The following is a 14,784-nucleotide window of genomic DNA, read 5'->3' as shown; positions in this document are numbered from 1 at the left end:
GGACAGGGGCCAAGGTGGGGATCGGGGCTTACCTTGGTCGGTATGACCGCTCTTGAGCCCAGCGACGCCGTTGTCGCAGATGAGACGACAGATGACGCAGCCGGTGGTGCGGGTGTGCTGGGGCGGTCGTACCGGGCGCTGAGCGTCGGGATCGTGTCCGTGGTGCTGCTGATCGCCTTCGAGGCGACCGCCGTCGGGACCGCGATGCCCGTGGCCGCCCGGGAGCTGGACGGGGTGTCGCTGTACGCGTTCGCCTTCTCCGGGTACTACACGACCAGTCTGTTCGGGATGGTGCTGTCCGGGCAGTGGTCGGACCGGAGGGGGCCGCTCGGGGCGCTGACCACGGGGATCGGGGCCTTCGCCGCGGGGCTCGTCGTCGCCGGGACCGCGCAGGTCATGTGGGTGTTCATCCTGGGGCGGGCCGTGCAGGGGTTCGGCGGCGGCCTGGTCATCGTCGCGCTGTACGTGGTGGTGGGGCGGGCCTATCCGGAGCGGCTGCGGCCCGCGATCATGGCGGCCTTCGCCGCCGGCTGGGTGGTGCCGTCCATCGTCGGGCCGCTGGCCGCCGGCGCGGTGACCGAGCACCTCGGGTGGCGGTGGGTGTTCCTCGGCATCCCGGTGCTCGTGGTCTTTCCGGCGGCGCTCGCCCTCCCCCAGATACGGCGCCGGGCCGGCGGGCCGGTCGCGGAACGGGCGCGGGAGACCTTCGAACGGCGGCGGCTCCGGCTCGCGTTCGGTATCTCCGCCGGCGTGGGGCTGCTGCAGTACGCGGCTCAGGACCAGCGGTGGCTCTCCCTGCTGCCGGGGGCCGTCGGGGGTGCGCTGCTGGTCCCCGCCGTACTCGGGCTGCTGCCCCGCGGGACCTACCGGGCGGCCCGCGGGCTGCCGTCGGTGGTCCTGCTGCGCGGGGTCGCGGCCGGTGCGTTCGTCTCCGCCGAGTCCTTCGTGCCGCTGATGCTGGTGACCCAGCGGGGCCTCTCGCCCACCCTCGCCGGGTTCTCGCTGGCGGCGGGCGGGGTGACCTGGGCGCTGGGCTCGTGGGTGCAGGCGCGGCCGCGCGTGGCGCCGTACCGGGAGCGGCTGATGACCCTCGGGATGGTGCTGGTCGCCGCGGCGATCGCCACCGCGCCCAGCGTGCTCGTGCACGGCGTGCCGGTGTGGATCGTCGCCGTCGCCTGGGCCTTCGGCTGCTTCGGGATGGGCCTGGTGATCGCCTCGTCGAGCGTGCTGATGCTGCGGCTCTCCGCCCCGCAGGAGGCCGGCGCCAACTCGGCCGCCCTGCAGATCTCCGACGCCCTGTCGAACGTCGTCCTGCTCGCCGTGGCCGGCGCCGCCTTCGCCTCCCTGGGGGGCGGCAGCATGACCGGGACGGCCGGTTCCGGTTCCCATCCGGTCGCCTTCGCCGTCGTGTTCCTGCCGATGGCCGCCGTGGCGCTCGTCGGGGTGTGGGTGACGACCCGGCTTCGTGATCTGTGACGTGAGTCCCACCCGAGGGTGAGGCGGGCTTGTCTGCGCGTTGACCGCCACAGGGCGCCGGTAGGGTGGCCCGGTTGTCATACGCATACGTGGCCGCCCGACCCCCTTACTACGGAGACCGTGACTACCACCGCCGCTTCCTCCTCCTCCCATCACCTTTCGCCGGCCTTCCCCGGCCGGGCGCCCTGGGGTACCGCCAGCAAGCTGCGTGCCTGGCAGCAGGGGGCCATGGAGAAGTACGTCCAGGAGCAGCCGCGTGACTTTCTCGCCGTCGCCACGCCCGGCGCCGGCAAGACGACGTTCGCGCTGACCCTCGCGTCCTGGCTGCTGCACCACCATGTCGTGCAGCAGGTCACCGTCGTCGCCCCCACCGAGCATCTGAAGAAGCAGTGGGCGGAGGCAGCGGCGCGGATAGGGATCAAGCTCGATCCCGAGTACAGCGCCGGACCGCTCAGCCGGGAGTACGACGGGGTCGCCGTCACCTATGCCGGTGTCGGGGTGCGGCCGATGCTGCACCGCAACCGGTCCGAGCAGCGCAAGACGCTCGTCATCCTCGACGAGATCCATCACGCCGGCGACTCCAAGTCCTGGGGCGAGGCCTGCCTGGAGGCGTTCGAGCCGGCGACCCGGCGGCTGGCGCTGACCGGTACGCCCTTCCGGTCCGACACCAACCCCATCCCCTTCGTGACGTACGAGGAGGGGCAGGACGGGATCCGGCGGTCCGCCGCCGACTACACCTACGGGTACGGCAACGCGCTCGCCGACCATGTCGTGCGGCCGGTCATCTTCCTCTCCTACAGCGGCAACATGCGCTGGCGGACGAAGGCCGGTGACGAGATCGCCGCGCGGCTCGGCGAGCCGATGACGAAGGACGCCGTCAGCCAGGCCTGGCGTACGGCGCTCGATGCGCGCGGTGAGTGGATGCCGGCCGTGCTGCGCGCCGCCGACCAGCGGCTGACGGAGGTGCGGAAGGGTATTCCGGATGCCGGGGCCCTGGTCATCGCCTCGGACCAGGAGTCGGCCCGCGCCTACGCCAAGCTCATCCGTGAGATCACCGGGAACAAGGCCACCCTCGTTCTCTCCGACGACACCGGTGCGTCCAAGCGGATCGACGACTTCAGCGCGAGCGACGACCGGTGGATGGTCGCGGTGCGGATGGTGTCCGAGGGCGTCGACGTCCCCCGGCTCGCCGTCGGGGTGTACGCCACCACCATCTCGACTCCCCTCTTCTTCGCCCAGGCCGTCGGCCGTTTCGTACGGTCCCGGCGCCGTGGCGAGACGGCCTCCGTGTTCCTGCCCACCGTCCCGGATCTCCTGACCTTCGCCAACGAGATGGAGGTCGAGCGCGACCACGCCCTCGACAAGCCGAAGAAGGACGGCGAGGAGGACCCGTACGCCGAGTCCGAGAAGGAGATGGAGGAGGCGAACAAGGAGCAGGACGAGGACACCGGCGAGCAGGAGCAGTTCGCCTTCGAGGCGCTGGAGTCCGAGGCCGTCTTCGACCGGGTGCTGTACGACGGTGCCGAGTTCGGTATGCAGGCGCACCCGGGGAGCGAGGAGGAGCAGGACTACCTGGGCATCCCGGGCCTGCTGGAGCCCGACCAGGTGCAGCTGCTGTTGCAGAAGCGGCAGGCCCGGCAGATCGCGCACAGCCGCAAGAAGCCGGACGACGAGGCCGACCTGCTGGAACTGCCCGCGGAACGGCGGCCGGTCGTCTCCCACAAGGAGATGATGGAGCTGCGGAAGCAGCTGAACACCATGGTCAGCGCGTATGTGCACCAGAGCGGCAAGCCGCACGGGGTGATCCACACCGAGCTGCGCCGGGTGTGCGGGGGGCCGCCGAGCGCGGAGGCCACGGCGGGACAGCTCCGGCAGCGGATCGCCAAGGTGCAGGAGTGGGCCACGCGTATGAGGTAGCCGGTCGGCCGCGGGTGAGCGGGGGCTTGTCCGGCCCACGCGGCGGAGCCGCATGTCGACATGGCCTCGTGCCCCCTCGGGCCCGGTACCTGGCCTCTTCGGACGCGATACGTGGGCGCATACCGTCACATACCGAAGTAGTCCGTACCCGAGCGTGACCGGATTCTGGACGGAGGCTTCCGCTCAGCGAACCCCCTTCGCTACTGTCCGGCTACGCACACGCCCCGTGGCAGCGCCGCCGCGGAGCGCAGCCGTGAAGCGACTGGGCCCGGAGCCGCCGGGCCGTCCTGCCGATCGGCGGCCTCTGAAGCGCGTCGCTGACGGGACTCGGCGACGCATCCGCCGCGTCGGAGGCTGCCGACCTCACCACTTAAGGAGTGGGCGTCGTGACCGCGGAGACCTCTCAGACGCTCGACCGGGGCCTCAGGGTCCTCAAGCTGCTGGCCGACACGGACCACGGGCTGACCGTCACCGAGCTTTCCACCAAACTGGGCGTGAACCGGACCGTGGTGTACCGGTTGCTTGCCACGCTCGAGCAGCATGCGCTGGTACGGCGCGATCTGGGCGGGCGAGCCCGGGTCGGCCTCGGAGTACTGCGGCTGGGACGGCAGGTGCATCCGCTCGTACGGGAGGCCGCGCTGCCGGCCCTGCGGTCGCTCGCCGAGGACATAGGGGCGACGGCACATCTGACGCTGGTCGACGGGACCGAGGCGCTCGCCGTCGCGGTCGTCGAGCCGACCTGGACCGACTACCACGTGGCCTACCGGGCCGGGTTCCGGCACCCGCTGGACCGGGGGGCCGCCGGGAAGGCGATCCTGGCCGCACGGCACTCGCCGAAGGACGAACCCGGGTACACGCTGACCCACGGCGAGCTGGAGGCCGGTGCGAGCGGTGCGGCCGCGCCGCTGCTCGGGGTCACCGGGGTCGAGGGGAGCGTCGGGGTCGTGATGCTGGCCGACGCCGTGCCCGAGCGGGTGGGGGCGCGGGTCATGGACGCGGCACGGGAGGTCGCGGAGGCGTTGCGCTGAGGGTCCGGCGAGGGTCCGGGGCGGTGGCCTGAAGTGGTTGCCACGTCGTCGCGTTAGATTGACTCCGTGCTCTCACGTCTCACGCGTCTCCAGGCCGTCGCCGTCTGTGCGGTTCCCGTCGTGGCTCTGATCGGTACGGCCGTCTTCGCACCGTTGCCGTTCTCGGTGGCCCAGCCCGGGATGACGGCGAACGTGCTCGGCGACAACCAGGGCACCCCGGTGATCACCATCTCCGGGGCGCCCACCCGGACCACCGGCGGGCAGCTGCGGATGACGACGATCGAGGCGACCGGGCCGGACACCCGGGTGTCGCTGGGCGACGTCCTCGGCAACTGGTTCCGCACGGACCGGGCGGTGATGCCGCGCGACTCGGTGTATCCGAGCGGCGACAACGTCAAGGAGATCGAGCAGCACAACACCGAGCAGATGGAGCAGTCGCAGGACGCGGCGGCGCAGGCCGCGCTGAAGTACCTGAATCTCAACGCCGACAAGGTCAAGGTGACCTTGAAGCTGGCGGACGTGGGCGGGCCGAGTGCGGGGTTGCTGTTCTCGCTCGGAATCGTCGACAAGCTGGACGGGAACGGCAGCGGGGGAGACCTCACCGGGGGGAAGAACATCGCCGGTACGGGAACCATCAGCGCCGACGGCACGGTGGGGGCCGTGGGCGGGGTGGCGCTGAAGACGCAGGCCGCGCGGCGGGACGGGGCGACGGTCTTTCTGGTGCCGAAGGACGAGTGCGCCGATGCGAAGGCCGAGCTGCCGAAGGGGTTGCGGCTGGTGCCGGTGACCAGTCTCAAGGGGGCTGTGTCCGACTTGGTCGCCTTGGAGAAGGGGACGAAGGTTCCCAGCTGTTGAGTTTTGGCGCGGCGCGTGGGGGCTGATCGCGCCCGCGCGGCGGAGCCGCACAGTGATACGGCCCCGCGCCCCTGAAAGGGGCGCCGAGCGTGCCGCGTGCTGAGAAGCTCCGGGCCCCTTCAGGGAGTTGCAGGCGCCGGAGTCGCGATGCACAGGCCGACAACTCCCGGTCCGGTCCCGCTACTTGACGAACCCCTCTGCCTTCATCCAGTCCAGTGCCACCTGGTGCGGGTCCTCGCCGGCCACGTCCACCTTCGCGTTCAGCGTCTGGGCCACCGTGTTGTCCAGCTTCGCCGTCACCGGGTCCAGGACCGTCGCGATCGCCGGCCACTTCTTCAGGGCCTTGGTGTTGATCACGGGCGCCGCGTTGTAGTTGGGGAAGAACTTCCTGTCGTCCTGCATCACCACCAGGTTCATGGACCTGATGCGGCCGTCGGTCGTGAAGACCTCGCCGTAGGTGCAACTGCCCTTCTGCACCTGGGTGTAGATGATCCCGGTGTCCATCTGCGTGATGTTCCTGGCCGGCACGCTCATGCCGTACGCCTTCTCCATGCCGGGCAGGCCGTCGGCACGGTTGGCGAACTCGCCCTCCACGCACAGGGTCACCGCGCCCGGGTCCGACTTCGCCAGCGCGGCCACGTCCGACAGGGTCTTCGTGCCGTACTTCCTGAAGTTGGCCTGGTTCATGGCCAGTGCGTAGGTGTTGTTGAGCCGGGAGGGCGCGAGCCAGGTCAGGCCGTTGCGCAGGTCGGCGTCGTGGACCGCCTGCCACTGCCGCTGCGGGTCGGGGATGGGGTGGCTGTTGCCCAGGTAGGTGATCCACGCCGTGCCGGTGTACTCGTACATCCCGTCGGCCTCCCCGGACCTGACCGCCTCGCGGGCGCCGACCGAGCCCTGGATGCCGGTGCGGTCGAGGACCTCCGCGCCCGCCGCCTCGAAGGCGATGCCCATGATCGCGCCGAGGATCAGCTGTTCCGTGAACTCCTTGGAGGTGACCGTGAGATGGGCGCCCTTGAGGGGCTCACCGGCTCCGATCGAGCCCGGTGTCACGTCGTCGACCATGGGGGAGCCGCTCGTCAGGCCGCAGCCGGCGGCCGGCAGCAGGGCCAGCAGCAGCGCCAGCGATAGGCAGCGCCTTCTCACCGGCCCACCTCCAGGCCCCGCGGCCGGAGCAGGATCTCCGCCAGCGAGGCCAGCCAGTCCACCAGCAGGGCCAGGGCCACCGTGAGCACCGAGCCGAGGACCAGGACCGGCATGCGCTGGTTCGTGATGCCGGTGGTGATCAGGACGCCCAGGCCGCCGCCTCCGCCGAAGGTGGCCAGCGTCGCCGTACCGACGTTGAGGACCAGGGCCGTACGGACGCCCGCGAGGATCAGCGGGACGGCCAGCGGCACCTCCACCTTCCGCAGCACGCCCAGCGGGGACATGCCGATGCCGCGCGCCGCCTCCAGGAGGGTGGGGTCGTTCGCCTTCAGGCCCGCGATGGTGTTGGAGAGGACCGGCAGGATCGCGTAGATGATGATGCCGATCAGGGCCGGCCTCTCGCCGACGCCCAGCCAGATGACCAGCAGGGCCAGCAGGCCGATCGCCGGGGTCGCCTGGCCCATGTTGGCGAAGGCCATCGCCACCGGGGTGGCCTTCCGGAAGGCCTTGCGGGTCAGCAGGATGCCCAGCGGGATCGCGATGATCAGCACGAAGAACGTGGAGATCACGGTCAGTTTCACCTGCTGCCACAGACACTTGGAGACCTGGCCGTGGGAGAGGGCGTTCGCGGAGATCGTGTCCAGGTGGGCCTGCTGGAACCACAGCCAGGTGGCCAGCAGCAGCGCCACCAGGAACGCCGGCAGGAACGTCAGCTTCCGCCAGGTGATGCGGCGGGCCGGCGGCCCCTGCCGCGGCGGCGGGGCCTCCTGTTCGGCCTCGCCCTCGTCACGGAAGGCGAGGCCCTTGACCTCGTGCTCGCCCTCGGGGCGGGCGTCGGGGGACGTACTCACGCCTTCTGCTCCCCTCCCTCGCCCTCCTGTTCGGCATGGGTCTGGGCGGCCCGGGCCTCCTCGAGTTCGTGCTGGTGCTCCATCGCCTCGAGGCGGTCGGCCTCCAGGAGCTCGTGCACCGAGTTCATCAGGGTCTCCATGTCGACCACCCCGATGAACTGGCCGCGCCGCCCGGTCACCGCGACCCGGCCCGCGTTGTCGGTCAGCACCGCCTCCAGCGCGTCGCGCAGGGTCGCGTCCCGGGTCACCGTGTCGTGCACCAGCGTGCCGGCGCGGGCCAGCGAGCCCCTGGCCCGCATCAGGTCGCCGCGCCGGAGCCACTTGTAGGGGCGGCCGCGCTTGTCGAGCAGCAGGATCTCGTTCGTACCGCTGCCGCGCAGCTTGTTGAAGATCTCCTGGAGCGGGGTGTCCAGGGTGACCGTCGGATAGTCCCCCATCTCGACGTCCCGGACCCGGGTGAGGTTCAGCCGCTTCAGGGCCGCGCCCGCGCCGACGAAACCGGAGACGAAGTCGTCCGCCGGGTTGGTGAGGATCGCCTCCGGGGTGTCGAACTGGGCGATGTGCGAGCGTTCGCGGAGTACGGCGATCCGGTCGCCGAGCTTGATCGCCTCGTCGAAGTCGTGGGTGACGAAGACGATCGTCTTGTGCAGTTCGCGCTGGAGGCGGATCAGCTCGTCCTGGAGATGGTCACGGGTGATCGGGTCCACGGCGCCGAACGGCTCGTCCATCAGCAGCACCGGCGGATCGGCGGCCAGCGCCCGGGCCACGCCCACCCGCTGCTGCTGGCCGCCGGAGAGCTGGCGCGGATAGCGGGCGTGGAACTCGCCGGGGTCCAGGCCGACCAGGTCGAGCAGTTCCTCGACACGGGCCCGGATCCGGGCCTTCGGCCAGCGGAGCATCTTCGGGACCAGGGCGATGTTCTGGGCGACCGTCATGTGCGGGAACAGCCCGGCGGACTGGATGGCGTAGCCGACCTTGCGGCGCAGCTTGACCGCGTCGATGTCGGTGACGTCCTCGCCGCCGATCCGGATCCGTCCGCCGGTCGGCTCGATCAGCCGGTTGATCATCTTCAGGGTGGTCGACTTGCCGCAGCCGGACGGGCCGACGAAGACCACCGTCTCGCCGGCCTTGATCTCCATGTTCACGTTGTCCACGGCCGGCTGTGGGCCGCCCGGGTAGCGCTTGGTCAGGTTCTCCAGCTCGATCGAGGCGCCATGGGATTCAGCCACGGATCCCCCTGGGAATGGTCAGCCGTCCGATCAGGACGTACGCCGCGTCGAACAGCAGCGCGAGGATGATGATCCCGACGGTGCCCGCGAGCACCTGGTTGAGCGCGTTCTTGCTGCCCAGGGAGGCCAGTCCGCGGAAGATCTCGTTGCCGAGGCCGGGACCGGAGGCGTACGCGGCGATCGCGGCGATGCCCATCAGCATCTGTGTGGAGACCCGGATGCCGGTCAGGATCGGCGGCCAGGCCAGCGGCAGCTCCACCCGCATCAGCCGTGTCAGCCGGGACATGCCGATGCCCCGGGCCGCGTCCACCAGCATCGGGTCGACCCCGCGCAGGCCCACGATCGAGTTCCGCACGATCGGCAGCAGTCCGTACAGCGTCAGGGAGATCACCGTCGGCGGGACGCCGAGGCCCACGACCGGGATCAGCAGACCGATCATGGCGAGGGAGGGGACGGTGAGGATGGTGGCGGTCGCGGTGGTGGCGAGGTTGCCCGCCCACTCGCTGCGGTAGGTGACGAGACCGATCAGCACGCCGATGAGGGTCGCCGCGACCATGCACTGGAAGACCGCGCTGGCGTGCTGGTAGGCGTCCGTGAGCAGGGTCTGGTGCCGGTTGCCCAGGTACTCCCAGAAGCTCACGTGCGCTCACCCCGAACTCCGAACCGGTCAGGTCGTCCCTTCGCTGTCCGCCGCGGCCTGTTCCACCAGCGGGATGATCCGCAGCGGAACGGGGTTCTCCATGACGATCGCCGTGGAGGCCCGGACGATGCCATCAAAACCGACGACCCGGTCGATCACCCGCTGGAGATCGGCGTTGGAGCGGGCCACCAGCCGGCACAGCATGTCGCCGGTGCCGGTGGTGGTGAGCAGCTCCAGCACCTCCGGCACGGTCGCCAAGTGCGCCCGCACGTCCGGGCCTTGGCCCTGCCGGATCTGCAGCGTGGCGAACGCGGTGACGGGGTAGCCGAGGGCCGCCGGATCCACCTGCGGGCCGAATCCCTGGATCACTCCATTCGACTGAAGCCGGTCGAGCCGGGCCTGCACGGTCCCGCGCGCCACCCCGAGCCGACGGGACATCTCCAGCACGCCGATCCGCGGCTCCCGGGCCAGCAGCACCAGGATCCGCCCGTCCAGATGATCGATCGCCATGCCCGCCTCCGGGTGGTCATCCTGCACAGAAAGTCCGCCACTGCGGCCGTACCGCTGAACATATTGTCCAGTGAATACGGGAACTATTGCGCACCTTGTGGGCCGGGGTCACCCTTCGACCATGACGCAGACCACACAGCACGCTCCCGACGCGACCACCCGGCAGGACGATCCCTTCCCGGTCAAGGGAATGGACGCGGTCGTCTTCGCCGTCGGCAACGCCAAGCAGGCGGCGCACTACTACTCCAGCGCGTTCGGCATGCGGCTGGTCGCGTACTCCGGACCGGAGCACGGCAGCCGGGAGACCGCGAGCTACGTCCTGGAGAACGGCTCGGCGCGGTTCGTCCTCACCTCCGTCGTCAGGCCGGAGACCGAGTGGGGCACGTTCCTGTCCCGGCACGTCGCCGAGCACGGTGACGGGGTCGTCGACCTGGCCATCGAGGTCCCGGACGCGCGGGCCGCGTACGCGTACGCCGTCGAGCACGGCGCCCGGTCGCTGGCCGAGCCCTACGAGCTGAAGGACGAGCACGGGACGGTGGTGCTCGCCGCGATCGCCACGTACGGCGAGACCCGCCACACCCTGGTCGAGCGGACCGGGTACGACGGCCCGTACCTGCCGGGGTTCGTCGCCGCGTCCCCGATCGTCGAGCCGCCCGCCCGCCGTACCTTCCAGGCCGTCGACCACTGCGTCGGCAACGTCGAACTCGGCCGGATGAACGAGTGGGTCGGCTTCTACAACAGGGTCATGGGCTTCACGAACATGAAGGAGTTCGTGGGCGACGACATCGCCACCGAGTACAGCGCGCTGATGTCCAAGGTCGTCGCGGACGGCACGCTCAAGGTCAAGTTCCCGATCAACGAGCCCGCCATCGCCAAGAAGAAGTCCCAGATCGACGAGTACCTGGAGTTCTACGGCGGGGCGGGCGTCCAGCACATCGCGCTCAACACCAACGACATCGTCGAGACCGTACGGACCATGAGCGCGGCCGGCGTCGAGTTCCTCGACACCCCCGACTCCTACTACGACACCCTCGGCGAGTGGGTCGGCGACACCCGGGTGCCGGTCGACACCCTGCGCGAGCTGAAGATCCTCGCCGACCGGGACGAGGACGGCTACCTGCTGCAGATCTTCACCAAGCCGGTCCAGGACCGCCCGACGATCTTCTTCGAGATCATCGAGCGCCACGGCTCCATGGGCTTCGGCAAGGGCAACTTCAAGGCCCTCTTCGAAGCGATCGAGCGCGAGCAGGAGCGCCGCGGCAACCTGTGAACCGGGGGCTGGCCGGGCTCGGCACCGCCGGGGACCACCGTCGTGGCCGGCGCCGTTGCGGCGGAGCGGATTTGGTGCCGGTCTCTTCTCGCCGCCGCGGCGGCGGTCAGCCGCGACGGCGGATCCCGGCGGTGTCCGGCCGCCGGTGGGTCACTGCGGGGCCTCTTCGTTCGGGGGCTGGTCGCCCAGGGTGGCCAGGGTGGCCCGGGCCACCGGGGCCTGCAGGGGGGAGAAGTACGGGTTGATGCGCAGGGCGTCCTGGAGATGGCGGCGGGCGGACGCGTCCAGGTCCAGGTCGTGTTCGATCATGCCCCGGTGGAAGGCGTACGACGCGCTGCGGACCCCGCCGCCCTTCGTCGAGTCCGTGGCGATCGAGGCGTAGCCCAGCGCCTCCTTGTCGTCGCCGGCCCGGTGCAGCGCCCACCCGAGCGCGTCCGCGACCTCGATGCCGGGCTGCTGGTCCCACTCGGCCGTCAGCCGCTGCACCCCCTCCTCGGCATCCCCGTGGTCCGCCTCGTACTGCCCGATCAGCAACTCGTCGTCGACCCCGGCGTCCAGTTCCCGCCGCACCTGCGTCTGCAACAGCGCGTACTGCGTCTCCGCCTGGTGCCCCATCCCCAGCGACTCGTACAACTCGGCCAGCTCCAGGGTGACGCGTGGATCCGGCCGGTGCGTGAGCGCCCGCTGGTACGCGGCCAGCGCCTCCTGCGTGCGGCCCAGCGCGGCCAGCGCCCGCCCCTGCCCGGCCCGGGCCGCCGACTGGTCGGGGTCCAGGCGCACCGCCGCCGTGAAGTGCCGTAGCGCTTCGTCCCGGTCTCCCCGCTCCCAGGCCAGTTGCCCGGCCTGGGTCAGGTACGCGGCCTGCTCGGCCGGCGTCCCGGCGGCCGCCGCCGCGTCCGTCACCTGTGCCACCGCGTCCTCCCGCCAGCCCCGGTCCCGGTACACGGCCGAAGCCCGTGCCATCACGGCCGGCTTCACGGCCGCCCCGACCTTCAGCGCCATCAGCTTGTCGAGCGCGGACCGGGCCGCCTTGTAGTCGCCGAGCCCGTCGTAGGCGTCGATCAGCGCCGGATACGTCGACCACCGCTTCGGCGCCGCCTTCAGCGCCTCCTCGCCGAACCGCTTGGCCGTCGCGAAGTCCCGGCGCGCGTTGGCCAGCGCGGCGAGACCGGCCAGCGCGTCGGTGTTGCCCTTGCCGGCCACCTGGAGGGAGGTCTGCAGCGCCCGTTCGGCCCGCGGATAGTCGGCGGTGCCGGCGGTCCGGCGCGCCCGCTCCACGTACGCGGCCCCGAGCACCGCCCAGGCCCGCGCGTCCTTCGGCTGCGTCCGCACCCGGCTCTCGCGCGCGCCGATGAGCGCGGTGAGGTCGGGCAGCGCGGCGGGCAGGCCGTTGAGGACGGCCGTCTGCGCCGCCGCCCGGGCCGCGGCCTGCGCCCTCGCCTGGGCCCGGGGCCCGGCAGCCGGGGGCGGCGCGGCGGCGTGGCGCGGCTCCGGCCGGTGCGGCCACAGCGTCAGCGCCGCGCCGGCCGCCGCCCCGCCCGCCAGCGCGACGACCAGAAGCCGCCGCAGTACCCGGCGACGGCGGCGCGGCGGCCCCGACTCGGTGAGCAGCGAGGTGGTGGGCCCTGACGGTCGGTTATCGAGCGCGCACATGCCGCATACTGTGCGTCAATACGACGACCGCGCCCGGGCGGCCCAAGGAGGGCACCTGTGGGGTTCACACCGATGGCCCCGGGTGCGACGCTGTGATCATGAGCCGTATCGAAGCGCCTCGGGACGAGACCACCGGCAACCTCACCGACCGGCTCCTGGCGGGCCTGCCGGCCGACGCGGTTCTCGTGGACCCCGAGGTGACCACCTCCTACGCCAACGACATGGCGAGCTTCTGCCCGGCCGGCGCCCCGGCCGTCGTCGTACTGCCGCGCACGGTCGAGCAGGTCCAGCACGTCCTGCGCGTCGCCACCGAGCTGCGCGTCCCGGTCGTCCCGCAGGGCGCCCGCACCGGCCTGTCCGGCGGCGCCAACGCCACCGACGGCTGCATCGTGCTGTCCCTGACCAAGATGGACCGCATCCTGGAGATCTCGCCGGTCGACCGCATCGCCGTCGTCGAACCGGGGGTGGTCAACGCCACCCTCTCCCGCGCGGTCGAGGAACACGGCCTCTCCTACCCGCCGGACCCCTCCAGCTGGGAGATGTGCACGATCGGCGGCAACATCGGCACGGCTTCGGGCGGCCTGTGCTGTGTGAAGTACGGGGTGACCGCCGAGTACGTGCTCGGCCTGGACGTCGTCCTCGCCGACGGGCGGCTGCTGTCCACCGGCCGGCGTACCGCGAAGGGCGTCGCCGGGTACGACCTGACCCGGCTGTTCGTGGGTTCCGAGGGCTCGCTCGGTGTCGTCGTACGGGCCGTCCTGGCCCTGAAGCCCAAGCCGCCGCAGCAGCTGGTGCTGGCCGCCGAGTTCGGCTCCGCGGCCGCCGCCTGCGACGCGGTGTGCCGGATCATGGCGGGCGGGCACGTACCGTCCCTCCTCGAACTGATGGACCGTACGACCGTGAAGGCCGTCAACGCACTCACCCGCATGGGCCTGCCGGAGTCGACCGAGGCGCTGCTCCTGGCCGCCTTCGACACCCCGGACCCGGCCGCCGACCTCGCCGCGCTCGGCGCGCTGTGCGAGGAGGCGGGCGCCACCCAGGTGGTACCGGCCGAGGACGCCGCCGAGTCCGAACTCCTCCTCCAGGCCCGCCGGTCCTCGCTGGTCGCCCTGGAGGCCGTCAAGGGCACCACGATGATCGACGACGTGTGCGTGCCCCGCTCCCGGCTCGGCGACCTGATCGAAGGGGTCGAGCGCATCGCGGAGAAGCACGGGCTGACCATCGGTGTGGTCGCCCACGCGGGCGACGGCAACACGCATCCCACGGTCTGCTTCGACGCGCAGGACCCCGACGAGTGCCGCCGCGCCCGCGAGTCCTTCGACGAGATCATGGCCCTCGGACTGGAGCTCGGCGGCACCATCACCGGCGAACACGGCGTCGGCGTCCTGAAGAAGGAGTGGCTGGCCCGGGAGATCGGGCCGGTGGGCGTGGAGCTCCAGCGGGCCGTGAAGGACGCCTTCGACCCGCTGGGCATCCTCAACCCCGGCAAGCTGTTCTGACCCCACACGGGCCACACGGGCCACACGGGCCACATGGTCCATACGCTCCATACGCCCTGTCCGTCGGGGACCTCACCGGGCGAGCAGCTGGTCGAGCGCGTCGTCGATCCCCAGCCGCCCGCCCTCGGTCCCCGGGGCCACCACCCGCAGCGTCCGCTCCAGCCAGGCGGACACCTGGGCGGTCGGCGCCTCCAGGAGGGCGTCTCCGTCGGGTGAACTCAGCGCCATCAGCACGACGCAGCGGCCCTCCACCTTCGTCGGCCACACCCGCACGTCCCCGTGCCCGCACGGCCGGAACACCCCCTCCACCAGCAGGTCGCGGGCGAAGGTCCAGCGGACCGGGGACGCCGAGTTGACGTGGAAGCTGACATGGACGGCGTACGGGTCGTCGGAGCGGTAGCCGAGCCGGGCCGGGACCGGGATGCTCCGCTCGGGGGACAGGATGAGCCGCAGCTCGAGTTCGCGCTCCACCACGGTGTGCTGCATGACTTCGTTTCCTCTCGCTCGGTCGTACGGGCGCCTGTGGCCGGGCCCGTACGAGGGGAGAGGGCGTGGGGCCGTGAGCATTACGCGGGTTCGGGGAAATTCTTTCCGCCGCGCCGAAGGGGGCGCACAGGGATGCCCGGAAAGGGGCGGGTCCTGCGGGACTGGCGGTGGTGGGCACGCGCGTCTGATAGATGTGGAGCCTCCCACACGACCCCCGAGCAGATACG

At 71.3% G+C, this 14,784-nt stretch carries 13 protein-coding genes; 6 read left to right on the top strand and 7 right to left on the bottom strand.

All coding sequences use genetic code 11. From position 1 onward, the window contains the following. Positions 1-42 precede the first annotated feature (42 nt). The 4 genes from ACWDGI_RS07565 (at position 43) to ACWDGI_RS07550 (ending at position 5,276) form a co-directional block, all read left to right on the top strand. A complete protein-coding gene (locus tag ACWDGI_RS07565) occupies positions 43-1,476 on the top strand; it encodes an MFS transporter (RefSeq protein ID WP_450756317.1) in 1,434 nt (477 codons plus the stop codon). Positions 1,477-1,596: 120 nt separating this feature from the next. Further along, positions 1,597-3,393, top strand: coding sequence for a DEAD/DEAH box helicase (locus ACWDGI_RS07560; protein ID WP_450756315.1), 1,797 nt, complete (start codon positions 1,597-1,599; stop codon positions 3,391-3,393). A gap of 386 nt (positions 3,394-3,779) precedes the next feature. Continuing rightward, positions 3,780-4,421 carry an IclR family transcriptional regulator gene (locus tag ACWDGI_RS07555; protein ID WP_450756313.1) on the top strand — a complete coding sequence of 214 codons (642 nt, stop codon included), beginning with the start codon at positions 3,780-3,782 and terminating at the stop codon, positions 4,419-4,421. Between the two features lie 66 nt (positions 4,422-4,487). Further along, positions 4,488-5,276, top strand: coding sequence for a S16 family serine protease (locus ACWDGI_RS07550; protein ID WP_450756311.1), 789 nt, complete (start codon positions 4,488-4,490; stop codon positions 5,274-5,276). Between the two features lie 180 nt (positions 5,277-5,456). Here the strand turns inward: ACWDGI_RS07550 and ACWDGI_RS07545 are convergent, their stop codons facing one another. The 5 genes from ACWDGI_RS07545 to ACWDGI_RS07525 are packed head-to-tail and all read right to left on the bottom strand — an operon-like array spanning position 5,457 to position 9,649. Further along, positions 5,457-6,419 (bottom strand): glycine betaine ABC transporter substrate-binding protein, encoded by a 963-nt coding sequence (locus ACWDGI_RS07545; protein WP_450756309.1) that lies wholly within the window; start codon positions 6,417-6,419, stop codon positions 5,457-5,459. Next, positions 6,416-7,270 (bottom strand): ABC transporter permease, encoded by an 855-nt coding sequence (locus tag ACWDGI_RS07540; protein ID WP_450756307.1) that lies wholly within the window; start codon positions 7,268-7,270, stop codon positions 6,416-6,418. The genes ACWDGI_RS07545 and ACWDGI_RS07540 overlap by 4 nt, the downstream gene beginning before the upstream one ends. Continuing rightward, positions 7,267-8,499, bottom strand: coding sequence for a betaine/proline/choline family ABC transporter ATP-binding protein (locus ACWDGI_RS07535; protein WP_450756305.1), 1,233 nt, complete (start codon positions 8,497-8,499; stop codon positions 7,267-7,269). The genes ACWDGI_RS07540 and ACWDGI_RS07535 overlap by 4 nt, the downstream gene beginning before the upstream one ends. Then, positions 8,492-9,139, bottom strand: a complete 648-nt coding sequence (locus tag ACWDGI_RS07530; RefSeq protein ID WP_450756303.1) for an ABC transporter permease — start codon at positions 9,137-9,139, stop codon at positions 8,492-8,494. The genes ACWDGI_RS07535 and ACWDGI_RS07530 overlap by 8 nt, the downstream gene beginning before the upstream one ends. Positions 9,140-9,166: 27 nt before the next feature. Then, positions 9,167-9,649 carry an Lrp/AsnC family transcriptional regulator gene (locus ACWDGI_RS07525; RefSeq protein ID WP_351748245.1) on the bottom strand — a complete coding sequence of 161 codons (483 nt, stop codon included), beginning with the start codon at positions 9,647-9,649 and terminating at the stop codon, positions 9,167-9,169. A 121-nt stretch (positions 9,650-9,770) separates the two neighbouring features. Here ACWDGI_RS07525 and hppD point away from each other — a divergent pair, with 121 nt between their 5' ends. Then, positions 9,771-10,919, top strand: coding sequence for a 4-hydroxyphenylpyruvate dioxygenase (gene hppD, locus ACWDGI_RS07520; protein ID WP_450756301.1), 1,149 nt, complete (start codon positions 9,771-9,773; stop codon positions 10,917-10,919). Between the two features lie 150 nt (positions 10,920-11,069). On the opposite strand, the gene ACWDGI_RS07515 is transcribed toward hppD, so the two are convergent. Then, entirely contained in the window at positions 11,070-12,572 is a 1,503-nt protein-coding gene (locus tag ACWDGI_RS07515; RefSeq protein ID WP_450756299.1) for a tetratricopeptide repeat protein, read from the bottom strand. A gap of 92 nt (positions 12,573-12,664) precedes the next feature. On the opposite strand from ACWDGI_RS07515, the gene ACWDGI_RS07510 reads away from it, so the two are divergent. Then, positions 12,665-14,071: an FAD-binding oxidoreductase gene (locus ACWDGI_RS07510; protein ID WP_450756297.1), complete on the top strand. Its 1,407-nt coding sequence runs from the start codon at positions 12,665-12,667 to the stop codon at positions 14,069-14,071. A 72-nt stretch (positions 14,072-14,143) separates the two neighbouring features. Here the strand turns inward: ACWDGI_RS07510 and ACWDGI_RS07505 are convergent, their stop codons facing one another. After that, positions 14,144-14,557 carry an SsgA family sporulation/cell division regulator gene (locus tag ACWDGI_RS07505; protein WP_450756295.1) on the bottom strand — a complete coding sequence of 138 codons (414 nt, stop codon included), beginning with the start codon at positions 14,555-14,557 and terminating at the stop codon, positions 14,144-14,146. Between the last annotated feature and the right edge of the window lie 227 nt (positions 14,558-14,784).

This window comes from Streptomyces sp. NPDC001220, from assembly GCF_053597895.1.
Note: the sequence above shows the minus strand (reverse complement) of the source record. Positions and strands in the feature narration are given on the sequence as shown.